Consider the following 24,774-nt stretch of genomic DNA (forward strand, 5'->3'; position numbering starts at 1 on the left):
TGGGTGTTTTTTATTCTAAAAGGCGAGTTTTCACTACTATTCTACCTCCATACACCCTGTAATCGCCCTGAATAAGGAAAAAAGATGAGCTCAATGAGAAGCTACAAAGGTATAAAGCCTGAACTTGGTGAGCGTGTTTACGTTGACCCAACCTCTGTTTTAGTCGGTGATATCCGAATTGGCGATGATTCTAGCATTTGGCCACTGGTAGCAGCGCGAGGTGATGTAAACCACATTCACATTGGTGATCGAACGAATATTCAAGATGGCAGTGTTTTGCATGTCACCCATAAGAACGCCGAAAACCCAAACGGCTACCCATTGATTATTGGTAATGACGTTACGATTGGCCACAAAGTGATGCTGCACGGTTGTGAGATCCACGATCGTGTTTTGGTTGGTATGGGAGCTATTGTTTTAGATGCTGTTGTAATTGAGTCAGAGGTGATGATCGGAGCAGGCAGTTTAGTGCCACCAGGGAAAGTATTAGAAAGTGGCTACTTATATGTTGGAAGCCCAGTAAAACAAGCTCGCCCTCTATCAGAAAAAGAACGAGCTTTCTTGCAAAAGTCTGCCAATAACTATGTGCAGAACAAAAACGACTACTTAAATGAAGTAAAAGACTTGAACTAAAACCCTGTTAACCGATGATGATATGGCCTTCTTCGTTGAAGGCTTCATCTTCTATTAGCTCTTCAGCCATTTCTTCTAGGTCGAATTTGTAATCAGTAAACACTTTAATTGCCGCTTGCTCAGTTTCAATCAGTGAACCACTGAGCTTTTCTAACTTTTGTTTCGTCACAAAGCACTCTATTAGTGCGCCTGATTGTTGCGCCGAAAAGTTTACCGATTGTGATACTTCATCCCATGATTGAATATCTGGGAATAAGATGGATTGATTCATCGCTTATTGACCTTCAAGATTCTTTCTTAGTTCTCTGAGAATTTGTTTGGCACCAGGACGTAAGCCACGCCAGAGCATAAAGCTTTCCGCAGCCTGCCCAACTAACATTCCAAGACCGTCATACGCATGAGCGGCACCATTCTCTTTTGCCCATAAGTTAAAGCTCGTCACCCCTTTGCCATAAATCATGTCATAGCTTGTACTGTTAGCGGCAAAGATGGAGGATGAAATAGTCGGCAGTTCACCACTAAGAGAAGCGGATGTGGAGTTAATGATGACATCATACTCTTCATCAATACTTGCCATCTCTTTGGCGAGGATAGGACCGTGAGAGACAAACAGCTCTGCGAGCTCTTGTGCTTTACTAAAGGTACGGTTGGTAATGGTTAAAGAGGTCGGCTTTTGATCGAGTAGTGGCTTAATAACACCACGAGCTGCACCACCAGCACCAATAATTAGGATTCGCGCACCTTCCAATACAACCTGATGCTGAAGCAGATCTTGCACTAAACCTGCACCATCAGTGTTGTCACCGATGATTTCACCATCGTCTAACTTCTTGAGGGTATTTACCGCGCCTGCTAACTGAGCCCGTTCTGTCAATCGACTAGCAAATTGATAAGCATCTTCTTTAAATGGCATAGTGATGTTGCACCCCTTGCCACCTTCAGCAAAAAACACCTTCGCCGCGTCAATAAAACCATCAACAGGTGCACTTTCTGCGGTATACACCAAAGATTGATTAGTTTGACGAGCAAACAAGGTGTGAATGAATGGCGACTTACTGTGTCCGATAGGATTACCAAACACGGCATAGCGATCGATTTGCTGGGTCATTTCCTTACCTTTGTTCCTTACTTAGATATAGAGAAAACAGGGCCACCTGATTACAGATGACCCTATCACTATCTATCTATATAGAAAAGGAGATTCCGTGCTTACCACTCTCGGGGCGTTAGGTATCGCTCGTAAAGTTCAGCTTCTGGCGATCCCGCTTCTGGCTCGTAGCAGTACTCCCAGCGAGCGAGCGGCGGCATTGACATCAGAATCGACTCAGTACGCCCACCACTTTGTAAACCAAATAAGGTGCCACGGTCATACACTAAGTTGAACTCTACGTAACGGCCGCGACGATATAGTTGGAATTCACGCTCACGCTCACCATACTTGATCTCTTTACGACGAGAAACGATCGGCAAGTAAGCCTGGCAATAGCCTTCACCCACTGCTTTGATGTAAGCAAAACACTTATCAAATTCCCACTGGTTTAGATCATCAAAGAACAAACCGCCAACACCGCGAGTTTCATTACGATGTGGTAGGAAGAAGTATTTGTCACACCATGCTTTATGCTCTTGGTAAACATCGTCACCAAATGGTGCACAAAGCTGTTTTGCAGTGTCGTGCCATGATTGGCAATCTTCTTCAAATGGGTAGAACGGTGTTAGGTCAAAACCACCACCAAACCACCAAATTGGGTCTTCGCCATCTTTTTCTGCAATAAAGAAGCGGACATTGGCGTGTGAAGTCGGTACATAAGGGTTTTTAGGGTGAATAACCAAAGAAACACCCATCGCTTCAAAACGACGACCCGCTAGCTCTGGGCGATGCGCTGTCGCAGATGCTGGCATTTCTTTCCCTTCCACATGCGAGAAGTTCACGCCTCCCTGCTCGAAAACAAGGCCATCACGCAAAACACGTGAGCGACCACCGCCACCCAGACGCTCTCCTTTTTCACGTTGCCATGCATCTTCGACAAAGACGGCCTTTCCATCTTCTTGTTCTAACTGCTGACAAATGGAGTCCTGAAGTGACATCAAGAACTGCTTTACGGCGTGCTTATCGATCGCTGACATACGTTATTACCTATTACGTGAAACCTAATGATGGCTGGCTAGCAGGGTTAACCCTGTCTTAATATTTGTGAAGTTTTGGCGTCACGAATCTCGCTGGGTTTATCACGACCGCTGGTCTCGCCACGAAGAATGGCGACCAGCTTATCACCCAACTGCTCTTCGACTTCTTCCGTGGTCATACACGGTGGTAAGCCGGAAAGATTCGCGCTGGTAGAGGTTAACGGCTTTCCGAATGCATTACACATTTTTTGCACCAAAGGATGATCAGTCACACGAACCGCAATTGAATCAAACTGCCCTGAAACCCAGTTGGATACTTTATCGCTCGCTGGCATGATCCAGGTGTATGGGCCTGGCCAAGTGGCATGAACAGTCTGTAATTGTTCTTCAGTCAACTGAGATTCATCAATATAAGGCAAGAGCTGATCATAACTTGCCGCGATGAGAATCAGCCCTTTTTCTACCGGACGCTGCTTGAGCTCTAATAGCTTTTGAATTGCTTCTGGGTTATCTGGATCACATCCGACACCAAAAACCCCTTCTGTTGGATAGGCAATCACTTCGCCTTGCTTGAGTGCGTTGAGCACTTGTTCAAAGTTATCCACCGATTACTTCCTATTTGTTTGACTGTGTTGTTTTCACTAAGTGTACAAATATTCATTCTCAGACACTAAAGCAATTTTTTATAAAATGTATCAATAGCGCCAACAACAAGACGCAAACGTTTGCTTGAGATAAAAATCCCCGTATAATGCGTACAAATTTATAGCTCACCTAATTTTTGCAGCTTAAAGGAGTTTGAGATGAAAGTCGGTATCATCATGGGTTCTAAATCCGATTGGCCAACCATGAAACTAGCAGCGGACATGCTAGACCAATTTGGCGTGCCTTACGAAACAAAAGTCGTGTCAGCACACCGAACTCCTCAATTACTGGCTGACTACGCTAGTGGCGCAAAAGAACGCGGCATCAAAGTTATCATCGCAGGCGCAGGTGGTGCAGCCCACCTACCAGGTATGGCGGCGGCGTTTACTAGTTTGCCAGTGCTTGGGGTTCCCGTTCAGTCTCGTGCACTGAAAGGTATGGATTCACTGCTTTCTATTGTACAGATGCCAAAGGGAATTGCGGTTGGTACATTGGCGATTGGCGAAGCGGGCGCAACAAACGCCGGTATCCTAGCAGCGCAAATCCTAGGCACTCATGATGAAAACATCATGGCGAAGGTAGAAGCATTCCGTAATGAGCAAACGGAAACAGTTCTCGCAAATCCAAACCCTGCAGAGGATTAATCAGATGCATGTACTGGTTCTTGGTGCGGGTCAGTTGGCTCGTATGATGTCTCTGGCTGGTGCGCCACTGAATATTCAAATTTCAGCTTACGATATCAGCAGCGGTGATGTCGTTCACCCTTTAACTCAACAGGTACTTGGCCATGGCTTGGAAAATGCGATTATGCAAGTTGATGTGATTACTGCCGAGTTCGAGCATATTCCACATGACGTGCTCAAGGTTTGCGAAGCGAGCGGCAAGTTTCTACCAAGTACGCAAGCCATCAAAGCAGGTGGTGATCGCCGTATTGAAAAAGCACTGCTTGATGATGCTGGCGTGCGCAACGCGAAATACTACGTCATTGAAACTCGTGAAGACTTTGAGCGCGCAATTGAACACGTTGGTATGCCAATGGTTCTGAAAAGTGCATTAGGTGGTTACGATGGTAAAGGCCAATGGCGCTTAAAAGAAGCTTCTCAAGTCGACGACATTTGGACTGAGATGGCAGAGTGCATCGCGGCAACACCAACTCAAGCGATTGTTGCTGAAGAGTTTGTTCCTTTTAACCGCGAAGTATCACTGGTTGGTGCTCGAAGCAAAGATGGCAGTGTGGAAGTGTATCCTCTGGCAGAGAACGTCCACACCAACGGTGTATTGAGTCTTTCTACTGCGATTGATGCGCCAGGGTTACAGGAACAAGCAAAGCAAATGTTCACGGCAGTCGCAGATAGCCTAGATTACGTTGGCGTATTAGCGCTTGAGTTCTTTGATGTCGATGGGGCACTTTTAGTGAATGAGATTGCTCCACGCGTGCACAACTCTGGTCACTGGACACAGCAAGGTGCAGAAACGTGTCAGTTTGAAAACCATCTGCGCGCAGTGTGCGGCTTACCATTAGGCAGTACGAAATTGGTTCGTGAAACCTCAATGATTAATATTCTTGGTGAAGACACACTACCAGAAGCATTGTTATTAATGGATGGTTGCCACATTCATTGGTATGGCAAAGAGAAACGTGCAGGTCGCAAGATGGGACACATCAACGTGTGTGGCGACTACCCAGGAGAATTGCACCGTAGGTTGTGCGCTCTGGCAGACATCTTAGACCCAATAGCTTTCCCAGCCGTGCAAGCGTTCGCTAAACAGCCTCAACACTAACGTTTGGCAGCAAAAAATAAAAAAAGGGTCGCACGATGCGACCCTTTTTAATTCCTTTGATGTATTTACCCTTGTTGGGTGTGCTGGCACTTACGGTTGGCACATTGCAATTTCACACCACTGGCGAGTTTCTTCTCCACCAACAAAGTAAAACCACATTCTTCGCATCGCCCCTTGACCGGAGCAAGGTTCACAGCAAATTTGCATTTAGGGTAGTTATCACACGCGTAGAATGTTTTGCCAAATCGGGTTTTACGCTCAACCAAATGTCCTTTGCCACATTCAGGGCAAGCGTGTTGCTCTTGTGACTGCGCCTCTGGCTCTGGTTGATTAATCGACTCAATATGATGACAAGCCGGGTAATGGCTACAACCAACGAACATACCGTAGCGCCCTTGGCGGAGAACCAACTCATTGCCACACTCAGGACAAGGCACACCCAACTCTTTCACGATGTGACCATCATTGCTGTGTAGCGGTTTAATGTAATCACAGCTTGGGTAATGGTTACAGCCGAGAAATGGGCCATGTTTTCCGTGCTTGAGAGTCAGCTCACCACCACATTTTGGACACGGCTCGTGTTCCAAAGCGTGTTCATGGGCAGAGAAAAGGGTGTTGTCGATTTTACTACTCATACTTACCGTTTCGTGAAAAACACACAAAAAGACAAGCTCGCGTTTATTCTAGCTAAACTCGAACTTGCCCAGATGGTTAGTGAAGAATCCCTTGTTCCTTGGTGTACAACAGCTCTTCCATTAGCGTGTAAGCGTTTTCGTTGCCAGGCACATTAAACAGCACCATCAGAATGATCCATTTGAGGTCTTCAAGCTCAAACTCACTCGTTTCTAATCCCATCACTCGGTCAATCACCATTTCGCGAGTTTCTGTGGTTAACACATTGATTTGCTCGAGAAACAATAGAAACCCTCGGCATTCCAAATCTAAACGCTGCATCTCTTTCGCTGTGTAGATACGAGTTGATGACGAAGCCATGCAAGTCGAGATTGCAGAAGAGGTGTCACTTTGCTGCAATGCGGCAAGCTCTTCTAACCAGACAAGGGCTTTGTAGATATCTTTTTGTTGGAAGCCTGCACGAAGCAACTCTTCTTCCAACTCGTCTTGTTCGACCTGTAACTCTGCATCGCTATGGATGTAGGTTTCGAATAGATACATCAGTATATCCATCATCATAGCTAGCCCCTCCCCTTTCGAATATAGCCACCTGAAACCGCAACGACATGCCCAGAGAGTTCTAACTCTAAGAGCTGCATCATGACTTCTTGGACAGGTATATTGGTCCTGTTTGCAAGAATATCAACCGGTGTAGCTTCACTTCCTACGTTAGCTAACAGCTGAGGAAATGGCAATTCTTCTTCATCATTTAACGTAGAAAATAAATCGGTACTCTGATTAATAGACCAATCAAGCAAGGACTGTATTTCATCTAAGACATCTTTCGTCTTTTCTACGAGGCAAGCGCCATGACGTATCAACTGGTTTCCACCGCAGGCATTGGGGGCATTGATTGACGCTGGCAGCGCAAATACTTCTCGACCTTGCTCAAGCGCGTAACGAGCTGTAATTAACGAGCCGCTCTTTTTCGCCGCCTCGACGACCAGTACACCAAGCGATAATCCACTAATAATACGATTACGACGCGGGAAGTTTTCTGGGCGCGGCTTGGCATTAGGCCGAAACTCAGACACCAAAGCCCCGTGTTCAATAACACGTTGCGCTAAACCACGATGACGTGCCGGATAAATATTTGCTAAGCCAGATCCTAGCACCGCAATCGTCTTACCACCCGCTTGCAACGCACCATCATGCGCATGACCATCAATGCCTAAAGCGAGACCACTGGTGACAATAAAATCGTGCTGAACAAACTCTGCAGCAAACTGACGTGCATGCTGTAATCCATCAATACTCGCATTTCGACTTCCAACCATCGCGATTTGTGGCTGAGAAAGACAAGTAGGATTTCCTTGAACAAAAAGTAGAGGTGGCGGTGCAACGATTTGTTTGAGCTGAGGTGGATAACACGGGTCAGTCAGTGTCAGGATATGATGATTTGTAGAAGCCTCAAGCCAACTTAAACAAGCATCGACTTCTTTATCTGTTGAAGCCCAAGCTTGAATTTGCTTAGTTGTTAACCCAAGTTGTTGTAGCTGTTCAGGAGAGAAGTTTACGATGTTACGTGGCGTGTCTCTTGCCAGTAGCTTATTCATTTTGACGCCGCCAATGCCTGGTAAACAACTCAGTTTTAACCAGGCATCGAGATCATCGTTATTTCGTCGATTCATCGATGGTTAATTCGTCCGCCAACGGTGACACCACCGAAATATCTTGGTTAATGGGTTTCGTACTGTTAGTGATCAGTGCCAAGCTAAAGTACTCATAAGGACGAATGACCAGCAACTCACCAACTTTGCTTTGAGGCAAAGTAATTTTCTTATCAAGCACGCCAAACTCTTTCTTGAACTCATCGCCGTCTTTGTAAACTGGGTGCGCGTCTTCTTTTAAATCAAACACACTGCCTTGCTTGAGATTGTCTGACGTGCCTTTATCAATCACCACGACTTGGTTAGTTGAACTAAAGCGAATACCTTCGATATTACCTAGCAACTTTGCAGAACTGCCTTGTGGCGACGGCAGCGGATAGAACGTAGTCGTGAAGTCAGTATTCTCAACCGATTGATTTGGCAACGCGATATCGTTACGTAGGATTTCTTGCATTTGCGATGTAAGCTTCAAACCTGAATAATCACTCGAAGCTTCAACGAGCTCGCCTTTGGCAATCAAACGCAGCGCGGTAATCTCTTCGGACACATCGTCACGCGAAAAGGTAGCTACTGGTCGATAAATAGCCCAACCTGTCGCGGTCTGATTGCCATTGATATACAGCACATCTCCTGCAGTCAGATACTTACTGCCTTTGCTGCTACCCATCACTTTTGCTGCTCTGTTCAACGAATCTTTATCTAGCAACCGATCCGATTTAAGGTAAGGCATCACCAAACCTTCCGCGACCGTTGGTACGGCTTTCTTTTCTGTGATGCGAGCTTTCGGGCTCAGCTTCTTAACCGGTTTTAGGCTCAACACGGGCTGACCGTTAATCCACACCAAAGACAGCTTGTCACCGGGATAAATTAAATGAGGGTTATCGATTTCCGGGTTTACTTGCCATAAACGAGGCCACAACCACGGGCTATCTAAGTACATGGCCGAAATATCCCATAGCGTATCGCCCTTCACAACTACATATGTTTGTGGCGCATCATCTTTAACAGTCAGTGGGTTCGCATCCACATTTGCTACAGCGTTGAAAGAGAAAAGTAACGGCAACGTAACACTGGCAACGTTGCGGAAAATTCGATTCATGACCCTCGTCCTTGGTCTATTAAGCAGGAACCAGAATGGAAATTGGTGCAAGGATGCTGTCATTTAGGCTATAAAATGTCTAGAATTGAGCCAACAAGGTTTGTGCTGTTTCGGCACAGTTCAATATTTCGAGTGAATATGTCTGTATTACAAGTATTAACATTCCCGGATGATCGCCTGCGCACAGTCGCAAAGCCTGTTGAAGCGGTGACACCTGAGATTCAAAAAATCGTCGATGACATGATTGAAACCATGTACGACGAAGAAGGTATTGGCCTTGCTGCAACGCAGGTTGATATCCACAAACGTATCGTAGTGATTGATATTTCAGAAACTCGCGATGAGCCGATGGTGCTAATCAACCCTGAGATTCTGGAAAAGCGTGGCGAAGATGGCATCGAAGAAGGCTGTCTGTCGGTACCAGGTGCGCGCGCACTTGTGCCTCGCGCTGCAGAAGTTACCGTTAAAGCACTGGATCGTGATGGCAAAGAGTTCACCTTTGAAGCCGACGAGCTGCTAGCGATTTGTGTTCAACACGAGCTTGATCACTTACAAGGTAAGCTGTTCGTGGATTACCTATCGCCACTGAAACGCAAACGCATTCAGGACAAGCTAGCGAAAATCAAACGCTTTAACGAGAAGCAGCAAAACGCTTAATCTCGAACCATACCAATTAGAAGGAAGTCTACCTTGAGTCAGTCTTTACGAATTGTCTTTGCAGGTACTCCGGATTTCGCCGCCCGTCACTTGGCGGCGTTGTTGTCTTCGGAGCATGAAGTCATCGCGGTTTACACAAACCCAGATCGTCCAGCGGGTCGTGGCAAAAAAATGGCTGCGCCACCGGTAAAACAACTGGCGCTAGAACACAATATCCCGGTTTACCAACCTGAAAGCTTTAAGTCCGACGAAGCGAAACAAGAACTTGCCGATCTGAACGCCGACCTCATGGTTGTCGTGGCGTACGGTATGCTGCTGCCACAAGCGGTTCTTGATACCCCTAAACTGGGTTGTATCAACGTACATGGTTCTATCCTACCTCGTTGGCGTGGTGCGGCTCCAATCCAACGCTCTATTTGGGCGGGCGATGCAGAAACTGGCGTGACCATCATGCAGATGGACATCGGTCTCGACACTGGTGATATGCTGAAGATTGCAACTCTGCCAATCGAAGCGACAGATACCAGCGCTTCAATGTACGAAAAATTGGCTGAGCTTGGTCCAGAAGCCCTGATTGACTGCCTAGTAGACATTGCTGCGGGTAAAGCAGTGCCAGTGAAGCAAGACGATGAGCTAGCGAACTATGCGAAAAAGCTCAGCAAAGAAGAAGCACGCATCAACTGGAACGACGATGCGGCGCACATTGAGCGCTGCGTTCGTGCATTTAACCCATGGCCAATGAGCCACTTTGAGGCGGCAGAAAACAGCATCAAAGTATGGCAAAGCCGTGTGGCAGAGCAAACCAGTGACAAGCCAGCCGGCACCATCGTACAAGCAGATAAAACCGGTATTTATGTTGCGACAGGCAACGGCGTACTGGTGCTAGAGCAACTGCAAGTTCCGGGCAAAAAAGCCATGTCAGTTCAGGATATTCTGAATTCGCGTGCGGCTTGGTTTGAAGTTGGCACTCTGCTGGTTTAAGCCATACTAGGGGTTATTATCCCCGATTATACGAACTTTTAGAGGGCAGAGATGCCCTCCTTTACTTTAAGGTACTCATCATGAATGTTCGCACTGCGGCTGCTAACGTCCTGTATCTTGTCGTCGACAAGGGCCACTCACTTTCAAGCGCTCTTCCAGCGGCTCAACAAACGGTACGACCTCGTGACCACGCTCTGTTACAAGAGATCTGTTACGGTGCGCTACGTTACCTACCTCGCCTAGAAATGATCGCAAACCAATTGATGGATAAGCCGCTAAAAGGCAAACAACGTGTATTCCATCACCTAATTCTGGTTGGTATTTACCAACTGAGCTTCATGCGCATTCCTGCGCACGCAGCTGTCGGTGAAACGGTTGAAGGCACTAAAGAGCTGAAAGGTCCTCGTCTGCGTGGTTTGATTAACGCGGTATTGCGTAACTACCAGCGCAACCAAGAAGAACTCGACCAAATGGCCGTCAGCAACAACGCTGGCAAGTACGGTCACCCAAGCTGGTTACTAAAACTGCTGCAAGAGGCCTACCCACAGCAATGGGAAAGCATTGTTGAAGCGAACAACCAAAAAGCACCAATGTGGCTGCGTGTGAACCATCAACACCACACTCGTGATGAATACCTTGCGCTGCTCAAAAATGAAAACATTGATAGCACGCCACACACAGAAGCAATGGACGCCATAAAATTGGCCGCACCATGTGACGTGATGAAGCTACCTGGTTTTGAAAAAGGTTGGGTTTCGGTCCAAGATGCGGCGGCGCAGCTCTCGATCAACTATCTAAAACCACAAGACGGCGAACTGATTTTAGATTGCTGTGCAGCGCCAGGTGGCAAGACGGCGCACATTCTAGAGCGCACGTCAGGCAGTGAAGTGGTCGCGATTGACTGCGACGACACACGCTTGAAACGTGTGCATGAAAACCTGAAGCGTCTCAACCTTCAGGCAAAAGTGGTTTGCGGTGATGCGCGTAATCCACAAGAATGGTGGCAAGGCGAGCAATTTGATCGCATTTTGCTGGATGCCCCATGTTCTGCGACTGGCGTGATTCGTCGTCACCCAGACATCAAATGGCTACGTCGTGCAGACGACATCACCGCATTAGCAGAGCTGCAAAGTGAAATTTTTGATGCCATGTGGACGCAACTGAAGCCCGGCGGCACCATGGTTTACGCGACTTGTTCAATCACACCGCAAGAAAACGTGGAGCAAGTAAAAGCGTTTTTAGCACGTACCGCGGATGCGCAACTGCTGGATTCTGATCCCGACCAGCCTGGTCGTCAAATTCTACCAGGCGAAGAAGATATGGATGGTTTCTACTACGCAGTACTAACTAAAACACACGCGTAACAGCATGCTAAATAGGGCGATTGAAGTGATTTCAATCGCCTTTTTCAGATACGAGAAAAGAGTATGAAGATCATTATTCTTGGTGCAGGTCAGGTTGGCGGCACACTGGCAGAAAACCTAGTGGGTGAAAACAACGACATCACCATCGTCGACAATAATGCCGACCGACTGCGTGAATTGCAGGACAAATACGACCTACGTGTGGTCAATGGCCATGCGAGCCATCCAGACGTGCTACACGAAGCTGGCGCGCAAGACGCCGATATGCTCGTCGCAGTAACCAACACTGATGAAACCAACATGGCCGCCTGTCAGGTCGCGTTCACTCTATTCAATACCCCAAACCGCGTTGCGCGTATTCGCTCTCCAGAATACTTGGCAGAAAAAGAAGCCCTGTTTAAATCTGGCGCCATTCCTGTTGATCACCTTATCGCACCAGAAGAACTCGTCACGAGCTACATCGAACGTCTGATCCAATACCCAGGCGCGCTGCAAGTGGTGAGCTTTGCTGAACAGAAAGTCAGCCTAGTGGCGGTGAAAGCCTACTATGGTGGCCCGCTGGTGGGTAATGCGTTGTCTGCTTTGCGTGAGCACATGCCGCACATTGATACCCGTGTGGCGGCGATTTTCCGTCAAGGCCGTCCGATTCGCCCACAAGGTACCACCATCATTGAAGCCGACGATGAAGTGTTCTTCGTTGCAGCAAGTAATCATATTCGCTCAGTGATGAGTGAGCTTCAGCGCCTAGAAAAACCGTACCGCCGCATCATGATTGTTGGCGGGGGTAACATCGGCGCAAGCTTGGCAAAACGCCTAGAGCAAACTTACAGCGTGAAGCTGATTGAGCGTAACTACCAGCGTGCAGAAAAGCTCTCTGAGCAACTAGAAAACACCATCGTGTTCTGCGGTGATGCGGCAGACCAAGAGCTTCTCTCGGAAGAGAACATCGACCAAGTCGACGTCTTCATCGCGCTGACCAACGAAGATGAAACCAACATCATGTCTGCAATGTTGGCAAAACGCATGGGCGCTAAAAAAGTGATGGTGCTGATCCAACGTGGCGCTTATGTAGACCTGGTACAAGGCGGCGTAATTGATGTAGCAATCTCACCTCAGCAAGCCACTATTTCAGCCTTGCTAACGCACGTTCGTCGCGCTGATATCGTAAACGTGTCCTCACTTCGCCGCGGCGCTGCGGAAGCGATTGAAGCCGTCGCTCACGGTGATGAAAGTACATCTAAAGTGGTTGGACGTGCGATTGGAGATATAAAGCTTCCACCTGGGACCACCATTGGTGCTATCGTTCGTGGCGAAGAAGTTCTTATTGCCCACGACCGTACGGTCATCGAACAGGATGACCATGTGGTGATGTTCCTGGTCAACAAAAAATACGTATCAGACGTCGAAGCGCTATTCCAGCCGAGTCCATTCTTCCTCTAGGATTTTCCTATGGTCAACTTACGTCCCGTACTGTTTGTTATCGGGCTAGTTTTATCCAAACTGGCCCTGTTTATGTACGTGCCGACTTTGGTCGCTTTCTTTACCGGTACGGGGGGATTCCTCGATTTCGCCCAAGCCGTTGTGATCACGCACCTTGCCGCCTTCATCTGCCTAACGATAGGTCGAACCGCCAAGTTCAAACTCAGCGTACGCGATATGTTCCTCATCACCAGTTTGGTTTGGACCATCGCGAGTGCGTTTGCCGCCTTGCCATTTGTGTTTATCAACCACATCAGCTTCACCGACGCCTACTTCGAAACGATGTCGGGTATCACCACGACGGGCTCAACGGTGCTCAGTGGCCTAGACAACATGGCGCCGAGCATATTGCTGTGGCGCTCTATTTTACAATGGCTTGGTGGCATTGGTTTTATCGTGATGGCGGTAGCAGTGTTACCTATGCTGAATGTCGGTGGTATGAAGCTATTCCAAACCGAATCATCAGATTGGTCGGATAAAAGTAGTCCAAGAGCGAAAACGGTCGCCAAAAACATCGTAGCGGTTTATTTGATGCTAACGGGCCTATGTATTTTGGGCTACTTGATCACCGGCATGAACCTGTTCGAAGCAATCAACCATGCCTTTACTACGCTATCGACGGGTGGATACTCTACATCTGATGGGTCAATGAACCACTTCTCTAATGGCGCACATTGGGTGGCCACTACCTTTATGTTCTTAGGTGGTTTGCCGTTTTTGCTCTTTATCGCCGCATTACGTAAACGCCGTATTGATGTGTTGGTTAACGACGCTCAAGTTAGAGGATTTGCGTACCTGTTCGTATTCTCTAGCTTAGTGATTTCAGCTTGGCTAGTGATTCGAGATGGGTACACCATTTTGGATGCCCTGCGAGTGTCGATGTTTAATATTGTCTCTGTCGTCACCACAACTGGCTTTGGCTTAGAAGACTTCACCGCATGGGGCGCATTACCCACTACTCTTTTCGCATTCTTAATGATGGCGGGAGCATGCTCAGGATCAACGTCTGGCGGGATCAAAATCTTCCGCTTCCAAATTGCAATGACGCTGCTAAACAAACAAATGATGAAGTTGATTCACCCTTCTGGGGTGTTTGTACAGCGTTATAACCAGCGACCGGTGAATGATGATATTGTTCGCTCAGTGGTGGCATTTGGCTTGATGTTTTTTATCACCATTATCTTTATCGCGGGTTGTTTAAGTGCTCTTGGCCTCGACCCTGTGACCAGTATTTCTGGCTCAATCACCGCCGTTGCCAATGTTGGCCCTGGTATGGGCAGTGTGATTGGCCCGACAGGCAACTTCGCGCCTCTGCCCGATACTGCCAAATGGCTCTTAAGCTTTGGGATGTTAATGGGCCGCTTGGAAATTCTGACTATTCTTGTACTGTTCTTTCCTGCGTTTTGGCGCCGCTAAGCAGACTCTAATTAAAAGGTATAACAATGAAAACATGGATTACTCTGGCGACCCTACTTGCCGCCTCATCCACATACGCCGCCGAGGTCATCACTTTAGCCGATGGTCGAGAAGTGAAGTTGAACGATGACTTTACCTGGGAGTACGTCATGAAAAAACCGGCGCAGCAAGCGACGGAGACACAAACAACAGCAAGCGTAGTTGAAACAATCGCAGCTCCTGCGATTGCGACAATTCCTGTGGTAACGAAAACCGTTGGCACGACCGTGGTGGTAAACGCCAAAAAGCCAACCATGCAGCTATCAGATTCAGGTGTGGATGTATTGATTGGTTCAGCAAGCTATCAAAGCGGTGAGCTTATTTTGCCTACATCAATCACTAACCAAAGCTCTCAATCTGTCATTCAAGTGGAAGTTGAGGTGCAAGTGTTTGATATGTCTGGTCAGCAACTGGCAAAAGAAAACGTGACGGTTTGGCAATCCATCAAGCGCATGGCGGATACCTACCTGCGACCACAGCAAGCGGAACAAGGTAAGAGCATTAAATTGGCTGTACCGCAATCACAGCAATACCAGTTTTCTGCCAAAGTGCTAGAGGTAAAAACTCGCTAATACGTGTTTAATATTCTTTGTTGAGCCTATCGGCTAGATAGGCTCAACAAAGTAATAAATAGCAAAGAAATGGCACACGCAGCCAGCCAAAACAAAGCCGTGCCAAATCGCATGGTTAAAGGGAATGCGCTTCGCAACGTAGAAAATCACCCCCAGTGAATACACAATTCCACCAGCGGCAAGCAGTGTGAGTCCGCCGACATCCAAGTTAATAGCTAATTGATAAATCACAATCAACGATAACCATCCCATCACCAAGTACGTCATCAAAGAAAGCTTTTTAAATCGATAGACGAACGCAACTTTCATGATGATGCCGATCAACGCAATGCTCCAAATAACGATCATCAACCCAAATGCTAGAGGTGTTCTTAAGCTGACTAACAAGAAAGGGGTATAGCTGCCTGCTATCAAAAGATAAATAGCACAGTGGTCGAAGGTTTTTAGCCAACGTTTCGCTTTGGGATGAGGGATCGCATGATAGAGCGTCGAGGCCAAAAATAGCACGATAATACTCGCACCATAAATCGCCATACTGGTAAGCGTTAAAGTGTCAGCTTGATGGTCTATGGCTTTAACTAACAGCAGTATCAAGCCAACAATACCAAAAATCATCCCTATACCGTGGGTGATGGTATTGGCCAGTTCTTCACGTTGACTGTATTGAGGTTTCTGCAGCTCGGACATCAATGCGCCTATACTAGAGTTTGAAATTTGCTCTAGTATGGCACATTAGGCTTACACGTGTAAGCTTAAATTAAGACTCATGAACGGCAGTAGTTTGATCGAGATAATTGAGTACCAGTTCGCCAACTTGATCTGGCTTAGTCGTGGCAGGAATGGTCAGCTCTCGCTTGAGTTTGCCACTACCCAGTAAGCTCGCGAGCATGCCACCTTGCCCCTTGCGTGTGCGGTCAACTTCAAACCACAACTTGAGCTCTTGCTCACTGCGGTGGGCAACAAATTCTAATTCGCGCCACACGCCGTGGTAAGGTCCGTCGGTTGGCACCAGTTCAAACTCTTGCACAAATGGTAGATCGAATCCTTTCACTTCCTCGCATTCCACCTGGCGAATTCGTAAACCTTGCGCTTCAAATGCAGATAGTACCGCATCCATCAGAGGATCAGGTCGGACGGTGAGGATGTCTTTATCAGTCGGATCCAAAGCAGCAGCAACGTCTAAGCCAGTTTCTAACCATACTTTGGCATCACCAATGGTGACAGGCGTGTTCCAAGGCACATCGAGCTTAACATCGAAGGTACGCTCTTCGCCGGAATGGATGGTAAATGCGTAAGGGAGACTCCACTTAGCAAGCACATGAGTTTGAGGTACTCGGCGCATGCTGTGTCCTTCTCGCGCACCACGGTCATCAGGGGCTTCTGCGATGTAGCGGCAACAGAGTTTTAAATCAATGTTGTCGATCGCTTGTTCAGTCGCACCACCATATACATGGATAGACACATCCACACTTTGACCTGGGTATAGCACGTCTTGGTTTAAGATTGAGTCGACCTTCGCGCTCCCAATCCCAAAACTGGCAAGTGTCTTCTTCAAAAATGACATAGGCACCTCCTTCATCGAGATCTCATACTACTACTGCTGATCGAGGGATCAAACAAAAATTGCCTCGAACATCGCGACAAAATGACAAAATCTAAACAATTCAATTGCTCAACTATCGACCAATTATTACAAGGATGCTAATCTTGCACTTGATATGCATGCATATCGGTATTCCTGACTCATTAACTGGATTGGCGAGAGCCAGAAGAGTGATTCTTCAATCTTGTTGGAGCCTAGCTCATAATGATTCAGGCCATTACATCGGCAATGGATATGCCTGACAGTTAGGTAAATTAATGCGCCCAACAACAGTCAGGTTCGCACACACTAATACTAGTGCAATGCGCCGCCGCAGTGGCTTTACTACTGCACCAAAGGCAAAGCAAGTTGCGCCAGCAATGACATTGGTTGAGAAGACAGCAATGATGTCGAGTGTTCCGGCCAAAGTTATCAAAGCAGCTTAATCAAAAGCGCGGCGCCAGCTGCGCTTTTTTCTTTGCACGCAACTCATAAAACTTCAAAGACTTAGAATAAACCTCGGTGAAAGAGATCGTTTTTCCTATTTGGTCTTAGCAAAGCAATTTGGTACCTTTACTGCTAATTACACCTATAAATTCTGTGGAGAAAGAAATGAAGTGTCATCGCATTGAAGAGCTGCTTGAGCTACTAGAGCCTGAATGGCATAAAGATCAGGAGCTGAACCTATTGCAGTTCATCGTTAAGCTAGCAAAAGAAGCAGGCTATGAAGGAAAGCTAGAAGATCTGACCGACGATGTACTGATCTACCACCTTAAAATGCGTAATAGCAGCAAAGATGAAATGATCCCTGGACTCAAAAAAGACCAAGAGGACGATTTTAAAACGGCGATCCTACGCGCTCGTGGCATCATCAAATAACCAGCTCAACAGCCAGTATTCTTTAAGCGACTCTCTCTGTGAGTCGCTTTTTATAACCAAAGTTTTTAGTCCCACAATTGGTTATAACTGTTCAGCCAATTATCAGGTTAACTGTACTGATTTTTGTTGTTAAACATTGACTGCGTTAAAGAAACGGAATTGTTATTGATTGTATAATCGCCGTTCATCAGTATTTACTAAAATAATTATGTTCGGTCATCTTTATGACGGAACGAGCAGCAATGTCATCGAGCGACATCAATAGAAATGACGCCGTACATTATAAAAGCCTAAGAAGGATGAGTGCATGAGTCAGGACAAGATCGATATCAAAGATGTGACTCCTAAAACCTATAATCCCAACACCCATAAAGGAAACGGGGATCGGTTCAACCCAAGTAATCGCATCTATGTACGCGAAAGTAAAGGAACTTACCAGAAACTACGTCGTTACGGTGGTTGGTTCTTACTACTTCTCTTCGCTTTGATACCGTGGATCCCTTACGGTGAACGTCAAGCGATCTTGCTTGATATTGGCAACCAGCAGTTCAACTTTTTCGGTACTACACTGTACCCACAAGATCTTACCCTACTCGCCTTGCTGTTTGTGATCGCGGCGTTTGGGTTGTTCTTTATTACCACCTTCTTAGGTCGGGTTTGGTGTGGCTATCTCTGCCCACAAACCGTCTGGACCTTCATGTATATCTGGTTTGAAGAGAAGCTGGAAGGTAGTGCCAATAAACGCCGAAAACAAGACTCCAATAAGCTGACGGCGAATTTAGCGATGCGTAAAGCCGTCAAACATATAGCTTGGTTTGCCATTGCACTCGCCACTGGTTTTACTTTTGTTGGCTACTTCGTACCAATGAAGCAATTGGTTATCGACTTTTTCACCTTTAACGCCAACTTTTGGCCCGTCTTTTGGGTAATGTTCTTTGCCATTTGTACTTACGGTAATGCTGGTTGGATGCGTTCCATCATGTGTATTCACATGTGTCCTTACGCGCGCTTCCAGTCTGCCATGTTTGATAAAGACACCTTCATCGTTGGCTACGATGCAAAACGTGGGGAAAAACGTGGCCCACGTCCGCGTAAAGCCGATCCAAAGCAACTTGGTTTGGGTGATTGTATTGATTGTGATTTGTGTGTGCAGGTGTGCCCAACAGGTATCGATATTCGTGACGGCTTGCAGTATGAATGTATCAACTGTGGCGCCTGTATTGATGCGTGTGACAACACCATGGATCGCATGGGCTACGAGAAAGGCCTAATTAGTTACACCACCGAGCACCGCTTATCGGGTAAGAGTACCAAAGTCATGCGTCCGAAGCTGCTGGGCTATGGAGCTGTGCTACTGGTCATGATTGGTCTGTTCTTTGCCCAAATTGCAGCGGTAGACCCAGCCGGCATGAGTGTTATTCGCGACCGTAACCAACTGTTCCGCGTTAATAGCTCGGGAGAAGTAGAAAACACCTACACCCTCAAGGTGATCAACAAAACTCAGCAAGTGCAAGAGTACTCGTTGGATGTTGAAGGGCTATCCGATGTAAGCTGGTATGGTAAGCAGACAATTCAGGTCCAGCCAGGTGAGGTATTGAACCTGCCAATGAGTCTTGGTGCCGACCCTGACAAGCTAAACTCTGCGATTACGACAATTCAGTTTATACTCACCGATAAGAGCAACGAATTCACCATTGAAGTAGAAAGCCGTTTTATTAAAAAACTATAGCGCTACTTCAGTGACTAACGGAAAAAGGCTCAGTAATGAGCCTTTTTGTTTATATGTCCCAAAGTATGTTTAACTTTGACGCCCTTACCCCAGACTTTATGTGGTACGCGTTAGAAAGCATCGGCGTTCGCGCAGAATCAGGCTTTCTTCCCCTCAATAGCTACGAAAACCGTGTTTATCAATTCACTGACGAAGAGCGTCGTCGTTATGTCGTCAAGTTTTACCGTCCTGAACGTTGGAGCAATGAACAGATCCAAGAGGAACACGACTTTACTTTAGAGCTGATTGGCAATGAGATCCCCGTCGCACCACCTGTGCGCATCAACGGTGAAACCCTGCATCACTATCAAGGCTATGCTTTTGCGCTGTTTGATAGCGTGGGTGGTCGCCAATACGAGGTTGACAATTTAGATCAGCTCGAAGGTGTAGGGCGTTTCCTTGGCCGAATCCATAAAGTCGGCAGCCGCCAAGCCTTCCAACATCGTCCTACTATTGGCTTACAAGAATACCTGTATCAACCAAGAGAGATTCTGCAAAACGCCAATATGATTCCAATGCACTTGGAGAACAGCTTCTTCAATGACTTGGATATGCTGATCAAATCAATTGAAAGCCACTGGCAAGAAGGCTTCAATATCATTCGTTTGCATGGCGATTGCCACCCAGGCAATATTTTGTGGCGAGATGGCCCTATGTTTGTTGATTTGGATGACGCTCGTAACGGCCCTGCAGTACAAGACTTATGGATGCTATTGAACGGTGAACGCCAAGACAAACTGATGCAGTTGGATATTGTTTTAGAGGCTTACCAAGAGTTTTGCGATTTTAATCCTGCAGAATTGAAACTAATCGAGCCACTTCGCGGTCTACGAATGGTGCACTATATGGCATGGCTAGCAAAACGTTGGCATGACCCTGCATTTCCTCTCGCTTTTCCATGGTTTAATGAGCCAAAATACTGGGAAGGTCAGGTCCTTGCATTTAAAGAGCAGATCGCCGCTTTAGAAGAAGCACCGCTGTCTTTAATGCCTCAATGGTAAGTCAGGCCAAAAATTCAAAAATGGAGATATTTCGATGAAAAAACTGTTCGCACTGTTTTCTATGCTGATGTTAAGCCTGTCGGCACATGCAGCGCAATTCAAAGAAGGTGAACATTACAAAGTATTGGATCTTGAGGCATCAAAAAAACCTCTTGTGACGGAGTTTTTCTCTTTCTACTGCCCGCACTGTAATAGCTTTGAACCGGTTATCCAGCAACTGAAAAAGCAGTTGCCAGAAGGTACTAAGCTATTAAAAAACCACGTTTCTTTCATGGGTGGCAACATGGGCCCATCAATGAGCAAAGCCTACGCAACGATGGTTGCATTAAAAGTGGAAGACAAAATGGTGCCAGTGATGTTTAACCGCATCCACAATCTAAAGAAGGCGCCACGTAATGATGAAGAACTTCGTCAAATCTTCCTTGATGAAGGTGTAGACGCGAAAAAATTCGATTCTGCATTCAAAGGCTTCGCGGTTGATTCAATGGTTCGCCGTATGGACAAGCAATTTGAAAACAGCGGTCTAACCGGCGTTCCTGCGGTTATCGTTAACAACAAATACCTAGTTCAAGCACAAAGCATCAAAACGATGGATGAGTACTTCTCTCTGGTGAACTACTTGCTGACACTAAAATAAGCACATCGATATCAATCAAAAGGGGAACACGTCGCTCCCCTTTTGTTTATTTGTAAATCTCTTGTAGCAACCGATCTTTTTCTTGCCACACATCCCCCAACCATTGCTGAAATTGTCGCTTATAGGGCTTATCGTTGAAGTAATCACCAAGCACTCTTTCATCAACGGGTAACACATTTACACGCACAACCACCTTGCTCATGCGGCCCATCAATAAATCCTTGAACGGTTTATGCGTATTTTCTGGGTACGCCAACGTAACGTCGATAATGCTCTCGAACTGCTCCCCCATCGCCGCTAACGTGTACGCAATCCCGCCCGACTTTGGTTGCAGCAAATATTGATAGTTTGCTTTACTCTTACGCTGCTTTTCTTCGGTAAATCGGGTTCCTTCGACATAGTTAACCACTGTGGTTGGAGTGTGTTTGAATTTAGCGCACGAGCGACGTGTCGTCTCTAAATCTTGACCTCGCTTATGAGGATTGCGGATCAGATACTCTCGCGAATAGCGACGCATAAATGGCATATCGAGCGCCCAACACGCCATCCCGATGAAAGGCACATACAGCAGTTGTTGCTTGAGGAAAAACTTCGGCATGGGAATACGGTCTTTAAACACGCAGCAAAGCACAACAATATCTGTCCAACTGAGATGATTACTGATCAGCAGATACCACCCGTCTTTTTTAAGCGCTTCACCGCCCTGAACATCCCACTCAACACGGTTAGATACCGCCAGAATGCACGCATTAACGGTAGCCCATAACCACATCACCTTATTGGCACAAGCGGTCGCTATCGCTTTTAGCTTTACGCCAGGAAGCAATATTTTAAATACAGCGATAACACAAATTGCGAGTGAACAAACCGCAGAATTGAGAATCACAAAAGAAGCGTTAAAAAAAAATAACAAATATGCCAACATGATAGTCAAACAACAGTGATAATGTGTGAAGAATAAAACAGCGTGTAATTATACTGCGCCTTTGCCACATTGGAACATGCGTGGGAATGGTCAGATTTGTTACCGCAACCAATATGTGCACCACTCATTCGACAACAAGGAGATAACGAATGAAACCAAGGCTACTTCTCTTGCCTTTGGCCTTTGTCGTCAGTTCTGCTCAGGCTCAACTCGCTGAAACCGCAGGTTTTGGCGGTGAAATTTCGCTGAATGCCGGATTCATATCATCAGAATCCAATTTCAATACAGAAAATAGTAACACCATCGATTCTCTCGATAAGCGTGCCGATAGTGACAGTTCCGTTATCGCTGCACCGCTAGGGAGTGTGACATACACCTTTGGTAGCCGACTCAACCACCAAGTTTACGCCGGTACCACACGCTCAGATGTCGCGGTAGGTACACTCGCTTTTCAGTTGGGCTATCAACACGAGCTACAATCTGGCACCGTGCTCGATGTTTCCTATCTGCCGACGGTACTCAAAGGCGAAACTTGGCGCAACCCTTATCAAGTAGGAACCGCACGTAAAGAGACGGATGTTGACGGCAATGCATATCGCTTTCAGATCAAAGGGTTAATTGATAAGAACTTCAACCTTGATCTTGCTTATGCTGATAAAGACATCGAGCAGGAGGAAGTGACAGACCGCTCACTTGCTCGCGATGCTAACCTTTACTATGTCAAAGGCGACTATCGCATTCCACTCAACCAAACGTCTATGTTGCAACCCGCTTTCACCTACATCAATCAAGATGCCGACGGTAAGGCGGAATCATTTGATTCGTACGGGTTTGACATCAGCTGGTTTAAATTTATCAATCGCCATCGATTGGCTCTCACCGCGGGTTACGCATGGAAAGACTATCAAGCCGCTAGCCAAACTTTTGCTAAAACACGAAATGACGACACCATCAGCCTATTTGCGGCCTACGAATATCAAAACGTATTTGACTGGCAAGACTGGTCGTTCATTTCTTTAGCCGGCTATAGCCAAACTGACTCGAATATCACGTTTTATGAGGAGAAAGAGTACCTATTGTCGCTTGGTCTCAACTACACCTTCTAACGTCCTTCATCGCAACAAGGTGCTTACAACACTTGTTGCGATGACACTTTGCTGTCTATACCGCTTGCGCCGTAAGTTGTTTCAGTAAACGGTCCATCGCTCGATACCCAAGTGCCTCGGCCAAGTGCGTTCGTTCAATTTGCTCCGCCCCATCCAGATCGGCGATTGTTCGCGCCACTTTGATAATACGATGATACGCACGAATCGAGAGTCCTAAACGGTGCAAAGCGGTTTCAAGAAACTCAGCATCACTCTTGTGCAAGGGACAAAACGCCTCAATTTCTCGACTACCTAGCAGTGCATTGACCTTACCACTGCGGTTTAGCATATTGTTACGCGCATGGCTCACACGCGCTTTTACGATAGCAGTCGGCTCACCGCGATCACCTCCTTCTGCTAATGTCCCTTTGGGCAAAGCTGGGATTTCTAAAGACATATCAAAGCGATCTAACAGTGGTCCAGATAATCGACCAAGGTAGCGCAAAATAGCTTGTGGATTGGTGCGCGCTTGATTGCCTTCGTAATATCCTGTCGGGCTTGGGTTCAATGCTCCAACTAATTGGAAGCGAGCCGGAAAGCGTGTTTTACCTTGCGCTCGAGAGATAATGATCTCGCCAGATTCGAGCGGTTCGCGTAACGAGTCCAGAACTTTACGATCAAATTCGGGCATTTCATCGAGAAACAATAACCCGTTGTGGGCTAAAGAGATCTCCCCTGGTCTGGGTACCGAACCACCGCCGACTAATGCCGCCATTGAACTTGAATGATGCGGAGAACGAAACGGACGCGACTTCCAGTTATGCTCATTAATTTCACTCTGAGTCAACGATGCCACCGAAGCGGTTTCCATTGCTTCTTCGTCACTCATTTCCGGTAATAAGTCACACAAACGCGAAGCCAACATCGTTTTTCCAGTACCTGGCGGGCCAAGGAAAAGTAAGTTGTGGTTTCCAGCGGCAGCAATCTCCAGTGCTCGCTTACCTTGTTGTTGGCCAATAATATCTTGTAAGTCTCGACCATGTTTTTCGATCGTTTTTCGCTTAGGCGTTTGAAAAAGATTCAGTCGATGTTGACCACAAAGCTCGGCACATACTTCCAGTAATGATTGGGCCGATTTATGTTGTTCCTTCCCCACCAGCGCCGCCTGATCGCCATTCACATGTGGGACGACCAAATGACGTTGAATCTTACTGGCTTCCAGCGCAGCAGGCAGCACACCTTTTACAGGTCTCAGACCACCAGATAGTGCTAACTCACCCACAAATTCGTAGTTTTTGAGCTTATCTGTCGCGATTTGCTCCGAAGCGGCCAAAATTCCCAATGCAATAGGAAGATCAAAACGTCCTCCCTCCTTGGGTAGATCTGCCGGAGCCAAGTTCACGGTGATCCGCTTAGCAGGAAATTGAAAGTTAGAATTAATGATCGCACTGCGTACGCGATCTTTGGACTCTTTTACCGTTGTCTCTGGCAAGCCTACTAAGGTAAACCCTGGCATGCCGTTGCTGATATGAACTTCTACACTAACCGATGGCGCTTGCACCCCGACGCTTGCTCGACTATGAATGATTGCCAGCCCCATACGTTCCTCAATTTTTTTGAACACTCTGTAAACAAATGTTTTATCTAGTTGGTTATGTTATATACCGCGTCCCAATTGAGAGTTAATGTGAAAAAAGAATGACTTTTTGCTTGTCATGCAGCGGAATTGTGTGATACCACTAATGACGCAAACAATTTCGTAGAACATTACACAACATTTTTTAACGAAAAAAGAACGACAGACAGATGAACCTTTTCGCT

General features: G+C 46.7%; 27 protein-coding genes. 15 read left to right on the forward strand and 12 right to left on the reverse strand.

Annotated elements, in window-relative coordinates; all coding sequences use genetic code 11:
* Window positions 1-84 precede the first annotated feature (84 nt).
* Complete coding sequence (locus R7Q11_RS21120; protein WP_005379096.1) at window positions 85-633, forward strand: gamma carbonic anhydrase family protein; 549 nt, start codon at window positions 85-87, stop codon at window positions 631-633.
* A gap of 7 nt (window positions 634-640) precedes the next feature.
* On the opposite strand, the gene R7Q11_RS21125 is transcribed toward R7Q11_RS21120, so the two are convergent.
* The 4 genes from R7Q11_RS21125 to R7Q11_RS21140 all read right to left on the reverse strand — a co-directional run bounded on the left by R7Q11_RS21125 (window position 641) and on the right by R7Q11_RS21140 (window position 3,365).
* Window positions 641-904, reverse strand: coding sequence for a DUF1488 domain-containing protein (locus R7Q11_RS21125; RefSeq protein WP_025768912.1), 264 nt, complete (start codon window positions 902-904; stop codon window positions 641-643).
* 3 nt (window positions 905-907) lie between these two features.
* A complete protein-coding gene (aroE, locus tag R7Q11_RS21130) occupies window positions 908-1,741 on the reverse strand; it encodes a shikimate dehydrogenase (protein ID WP_017821584.1) in 834 nt (277 codons plus the stop codon).
* A 101-nt stretch (window positions 1,742-1,842) separates the two neighbouring features.
* Window positions 1,843-2,760, reverse strand: a complete 918-nt coding sequence (gene hemF / locus R7Q11_RS21135) for an oxygen-dependent coproporphyrinogen oxidase (protein WP_017635615.1) — start codon at window positions 2,758-2,760, stop codon at window positions 1,843-1,845.
* Between the two features lie 47 nt (window positions 2,761-2,807).
* Window positions 2,808-3,365: an L-threonylcarbamoyladenylate synthase gene (locus R7Q11_RS21140; RefSeq protein ID WP_005379084.1), complete on the reverse strand. Its 558-nt coding sequence runs from the start codon at window positions 3,363-3,365 to the stop codon at window positions 2,808-2,810.
* Between the two features lie 198 nt (window positions 3,366-3,563).
* On the opposite strand from R7Q11_RS21140, the gene purE reads away from it, so the two are divergent.
* Together purE and R7Q11_RS21150 are read left to right on the forward strand one after the other, a co-directional pair.
* A complete protein-coding gene (gene purE / locus R7Q11_RS21145; protein ID WP_017635614.1) occupies window positions 3,564-4,049 on the forward strand; it encodes a 5-(carboxyamino)imidazole ribonucleotide mutase in 486 nt (161 codons plus the stop codon).
* A 4-nt stretch (window positions 4,050-4,053) separates the two neighbouring features.
* Window positions 4,054-5,187, forward strand: a complete 1,134-nt coding sequence (locus R7Q11_RS21150) for a 5-(carboxyamino)imidazole ribonucleotide synthase (RefSeq protein ID WP_025768914.1) — start codon at window positions 4,054-4,056, stop codon at window positions 5,185-5,187.
* A 65-nt stretch (window positions 5,188-5,252) separates the two neighbouring features.
* On the opposite strand, the gene R7Q11_RS21155 is transcribed toward R7Q11_RS21150, so the two are convergent.
* The 4 genes from R7Q11_RS21155 to R7Q11_RS21170 form a co-directional block, all read right to left on the reverse strand.
* Complete coding sequence (locus tag R7Q11_RS21155; RefSeq protein WP_017821580.1) at window positions 5,253-5,822, reverse strand: type I DNA topoisomerase; 570 nt, start codon at window positions 5,820-5,822, stop codon at window positions 5,253-5,255.
* Between the two features lie 76 nt (window positions 5,823-5,898).
* Complete coding sequence (locus tag R7Q11_RS21160; protein ID WP_005379074.1) at window positions 5,899-6,378, reverse strand: DUF494 family protein; 480 nt, start codon at window positions 6,376-6,378, stop codon at window positions 5,899-5,901.
* A gap of 2 nt (window positions 6,379-6,380) precedes the next feature.
* Entirely contained in the window at window positions 6,381-7,490 is a 1,110-nt protein-coding gene (gene dprA / locus R7Q11_RS21165) for a DNA-processing protein DprA (RefSeq protein ID WP_042523881.1), read from the reverse strand.
* The gene (locus tag R7Q11_RS21170; RefSeq protein ID WP_042523883.1) at window positions 7,474-8,568 is read right to left on the reverse strand and encodes a LysM peptidoglycan-binding domain-containing protein; all 1,095 of its coding nucleotides are present in this window, start codon (window positions 8,566-8,568) and stop codon (window positions 7,474-7,476) included. The genes dprA and R7Q11_RS21170 overlap by 17 nt, the downstream gene beginning before the upstream one ends.
* Before the next feature lie 138 nt (window positions 8,569-8,706).
* Here R7Q11_RS21170 and def point away from each other — a divergent pair, with 138 nt between their 5' ends.
* The 6 genes from def to R7Q11_RS21200 all read left to right on the forward strand — a co-directional run bounded on the left by def (window position 8,707) and on the right by R7Q11_RS21200 (window position 15,076).
* Window positions 8,707-9,225, forward strand: coding sequence for a peptide deformylase (gene def, locus R7Q11_RS21175; RefSeq protein WP_225466704.1), 519 nt, complete (start codon window positions 8,707-8,709; stop codon window positions 9,223-9,225).
* Between the two features lie 33 nt (window positions 9,226-9,258).
* Window positions 9,259-10,206 carry a methionyl-tRNA formyltransferase gene (gene fmt, locus R7Q11_RS21180; RefSeq protein WP_017635609.1) on the forward strand — a complete coding sequence of 316 codons (948 nt, stop codon included), beginning with the start codon at window positions 9,259-9,261 and terminating at the stop codon, window positions 10,204-10,206.
* Window positions 10,207-10,286: 80 nt separating this feature from the next.
* Window positions 10,287-11,570, forward strand: a complete 1,284-nt coding sequence (rsmB, locus tag R7Q11_RS21185) for a 16S rRNA (cytosine(967)-C(5))-methyltransferase RsmB (RefSeq protein WP_225466705.1) — start codon at window positions 10,287-10,289, stop codon at window positions 11,568-11,570.
* 63 nt (window positions 11,571-11,633) lie between these two features.
* Window positions 11,634-13,010: a Trk system potassium transporter TrkA gene (gene trkA / locus R7Q11_RS21190; RefSeq protein WP_005379062.1), complete on the forward strand. Its 1,377-nt coding sequence runs from the start codon at window positions 11,634-11,636 to the stop codon at window positions 13,008-13,010.
* Between the two features lie 9 nt (window positions 13,011-13,019).
* A complete protein-coding gene (locus tag R7Q11_RS21195; protein WP_017821575.1) occupies window positions 13,020-14,465 on the forward strand; it encodes a TrkH family potassium uptake protein in 1,446 nt (481 codons plus the stop codon).
* A gap of 26 nt (window positions 14,466-14,491) precedes the next feature.
* The gene (locus R7Q11_RS21200) at window positions 14,492-15,076 is read left to right on the forward strand and encodes a DUF3157 family protein (protein WP_005379050.1); all 585 of its coding nucleotides are present in this window, start codon (window positions 14,492-14,494) and stop codon (window positions 15,074-15,076) included.
* A 33-nt stretch (window positions 15,077-15,109) separates the two neighbouring features.
* On the opposite strand, the gene trhA is transcribed toward R7Q11_RS21200, so the two are convergent.
* Together trhA and R7Q11_RS21210 are read right to left on the reverse strand one after the other, a co-directional pair.
* Complete coding sequence (gene trhA, locus R7Q11_RS21205; RefSeq protein WP_005379047.1) at window positions 15,110-15,763, reverse strand: PAQR family membrane homeostasis protein TrhA; 654 nt, start codon at window positions 15,761-15,763, stop codon at window positions 15,110-15,112.
* A 70-nt stretch (window positions 15,764-15,833) separates the two neighbouring features.
* Entirely contained in the window at window positions 15,834-16,640 is an 807-nt protein-coding gene (locus R7Q11_RS21210; protein WP_005379045.1) for a sporulation protein, read from the reverse strand.
* Between the two features lie 296 nt (window positions 16,641-16,936).
* On the opposite strand from R7Q11_RS21210, the gene R7Q11_RS21215 reads away from it, so the two are divergent.
* From R7Q11_RS21215 to R7Q11_RS21235, 5 genes are all read left to right on the forward strand, one after another.
* Window positions 16,937-17,104, forward strand: coding sequence for a hypothetical protein (locus R7Q11_RS21215; RefSeq protein WP_005379043.1), 168 nt, complete (start codon window positions 16,937-16,939; stop codon window positions 17,102-17,104).
* A 166-nt stretch (window positions 17,105-17,270) separates the two neighbouring features.
* Window positions 17,271-17,537, forward strand: a complete 267-nt coding sequence (locus R7Q11_RS21220) for a YihD family protein (protein ID WP_017821571.1) — start codon at window positions 17,271-17,273, stop codon at window positions 17,535-17,537.
* A gap of 307 nt (window positions 17,538-17,844) precedes the next feature.
* Window positions 17,845-19,266 carry a cytochrome c oxidase accessory protein CcoG gene (ccoG, locus tag R7Q11_RS21225; RefSeq protein WP_225466706.1) on the forward strand — a complete coding sequence of 474 codons (1,422 nt, stop codon included), beginning with the start codon at window positions 17,845-17,847 and terminating at the stop codon, window positions 19,264-19,266.
* A 53-nt stretch (window positions 19,267-19,319) separates the two neighbouring features.
* Window positions 19,320-20,306, forward strand: coding sequence for a serine/threonine protein kinase (locus tag R7Q11_RS21230; RefSeq protein WP_031777274.1), 987 nt, complete (start codon window positions 19,320-19,322; stop codon window positions 20,304-20,306).
* A gap of 34 nt (window positions 20,307-20,340) precedes the next feature.
* Window positions 20,341-20,943, forward strand: a complete 603-nt coding sequence (locus R7Q11_RS21235; protein WP_005379036.1) for a thiol:disulfide interchange protein DsbA/DsbL — start codon at window positions 20,341-20,343, stop codon at window positions 20,941-20,943.
* Window positions 20,944-20,989: 46 nt separating this feature from the next.
* On the opposite strand, the gene R7Q11_RS21240 is transcribed toward R7Q11_RS21235, so the two are convergent.
* On the reverse strand, window positions 20,990-21,868 hold the full coding sequence (locus R7Q11_RS21240) for an acyltransferase (RefSeq protein ID WP_005379035.1): 879 nt from the start codon (window positions 21,866-21,868) through the stop codon (window positions 20,990-20,992).
* Window positions 21,869-22,017: 149 nt separating this feature from the next.
* Here R7Q11_RS21240 and R7Q11_RS21245 point away from each other — a divergent pair, with 149 nt between their 5' ends.
* The gene (locus tag R7Q11_RS21245; protein WP_005379034.1) at window positions 22,018-22,974 is read left to right on the forward strand and encodes a DUF2860 domain-containing protein; all 957 of its coding nucleotides are present in this window, start codon (window positions 22,018-22,020) and stop codon (window positions 22,972-22,974) included.
* 55 nt (window positions 22,975-23,029) lie between these two features.
* Here R7Q11_RS21245 and R7Q11_RS21250 read toward each other — a convergent pair whose 3' ends face one another.
* Window positions 23,030-24,553, reverse strand: a complete 1,524-nt coding sequence (locus R7Q11_RS21250) for a YifB family Mg chelatase-like AAA ATPase (RefSeq protein ID WP_005383862.1) — start codon at window positions 24,551-24,553, stop codon at window positions 23,030-23,032.
* Between the last annotated feature and the right edge of the window lie 221 nt (window positions 24,554-24,774).

Source organism: Vibrio sp. 970, assembly GCF_033339075.1.

Excerpts from the sequence above, each read along its gene's own strand:
- R7Q11_RS21230 (WP_031777274.1), top strand. The coding sequence starts at position 19,320 with ATGTCCCAAAGTATGTTTAACTTTGACGCCCTTACCCCAGACTTTATG.
- def (WP_225466704.1), top strand. The coding sequence starts at position 8,707 with ATGTCTGTATTACAAGTATTAACATTCCCGGATGATCGCCTGCGCACA.
- R7Q11_RS21155 (WP_017821580.1), bottom strand. The coding sequence starts at position 5,822 with ATGAGTAGTAAAATCGACAACACCCTTTTCTCTGCCCATGAACACGCT.
- R7Q11_RS21240 (WP_005379035.1), bottom strand. The coding sequence starts at position 21,868 with ATGTTGGCATATTTGTTATTTTTTTTTAACGCTTCTTTTGTGATTCTC.
- ccoG (WP_225466706.1), top strand. The coding sequence starts at position 17,845 with ATGAGTCAGGACAAGATCGATATCAAAGATGTGACTCCTAAAACCTAT.
- R7Q11_RS21170 (WP_042523883.1), bottom strand. The coding sequence starts at position 8,568 with ATGAATCGAATTTTCCGCAACGTTGCCAGTGTTACGTTGCCGTTACTT.
- trkA (WP_005379062.1), top strand. The coding sequence starts at position 11,634 with ATGAAGATCATTATTCTTGGTGCAGGTCAGGTTGGCGGCACACTGGCA.
- R7Q11_RS21200 (WP_005379050.1), top strand. The coding sequence starts at position 14,492 with ATGAAAACATGGATTACTCTGGCGACCCTACTTGCCGCCTCATCCACA.
- R7Q11_RS21125 (WP_025768912.1), bottom strand. The coding sequence starts at position 904 with ATGAATCAATCCATCTTATTCCCAGATATTCAATCATGGGATGAAGTA.
- hemF (WP_017635615.1), bottom strand. The coding sequence starts at position 2,760 with ATGTCAGCGATCGATAAGCACGCCGTAAAGCAGTTCTTGATGTCACTT.
- rsmB (WP_225466705.1), top strand. The coding sequence starts at position 10,287 with ATGAATGTTCGCACTGCGGCTGCTAACGTCCTGTATCTTGTCGTCGAC.
- trhA (WP_005379047.1), bottom strand. The coding sequence starts at position 15,763 with ATGTCCGAGCTGCAGAAACCTCAATACAGTCAACGTGAAGAACTGGCC.
- R7Q11_RS21220 (WP_017821571.1), top strand. The coding sequence starts at position 17,271 with ATGAAGTGTCATCGCATTGAAGAGCTGCTTGAGCTACTAGAGCCTGAA.
- R7Q11_RS21250 (WP_005383862.1), bottom strand. The coding sequence starts at position 24,553 with ATGGGGCTGGCAATCATTCATAGTCGAGCAAGCGTCGGGGTGCAAGCG.
- dprA (WP_042523881.1), bottom strand. The coding sequence starts at position 7,490 with ATGAATCGACGAAATAACGATGATCTCGATGCCTGGTTAAAACTGAGT.
- R7Q11_RS21195 (WP_017821575.1), top strand. The coding sequence starts at position 13,020 with ATGGTCAACTTACGTCCCGTACTGTTTGTTATCGGGCTAGTTTTATCC.
- R7Q11_RS21215 (WP_005379043.1), top strand. The coding sequence starts at position 16,937 with ATGCGCCCAACAACAGTCAGGTTCGCACACACTAATACTAGTGCAATG.
- R7Q11_RS21150 (WP_025768914.1), top strand. The coding sequence starts at position 4,054 with ATGCATGTACTGGTTCTTGGTGCGGGTCAGTTGGCTCGTATGATGTCT.
- R7Q11_RS21245 (WP_005379034.1), top strand. The coding sequence starts at position 22,018 with ATGAAACCAAGGCTACTTCTCTTGCCTTTGGCCTTTGTCGTCAGTTCT.
- aroE (WP_017821584.1), bottom strand. The coding sequence starts at position 1,741 with ATGACCCAGCAAATCGATCGCTATGCCGTGTTTGGTAATCCTATCGGA.
- purE (WP_017635614.1), top strand. The coding sequence starts at position 3,564 with ATGAAAGTCGGTATCATCATGGGTTCTAAATCCGATTGGCCAACCATG.
- R7Q11_RS21120 (WP_005379096.1), top strand. The coding sequence starts at position 85 with ATGAGCTCAATGAGAAGCTACAAAGGTATAAAGCCTGAACTTGGTGAG.
- R7Q11_RS21210 (WP_005379045.1), bottom strand. The coding sequence starts at position 16,640 with ATGTCATTTTTGAAGAAGACACTTGCCAGTTTTGGGATTGGGAGCGCG.
- R7Q11_RS21235 (WP_005379036.1), top strand. The coding sequence starts at position 20,341 with ATGAAAAAACTGTTCGCACTGTTTTCTATGCTGATGTTAAGCCTGTCG.
- R7Q11_RS21160 (WP_005379074.1), bottom strand. The coding sequence starts at position 6,378 with ATGATGATGGATATACTGATGTATCTATTCGAAACCTACATCCATAGC.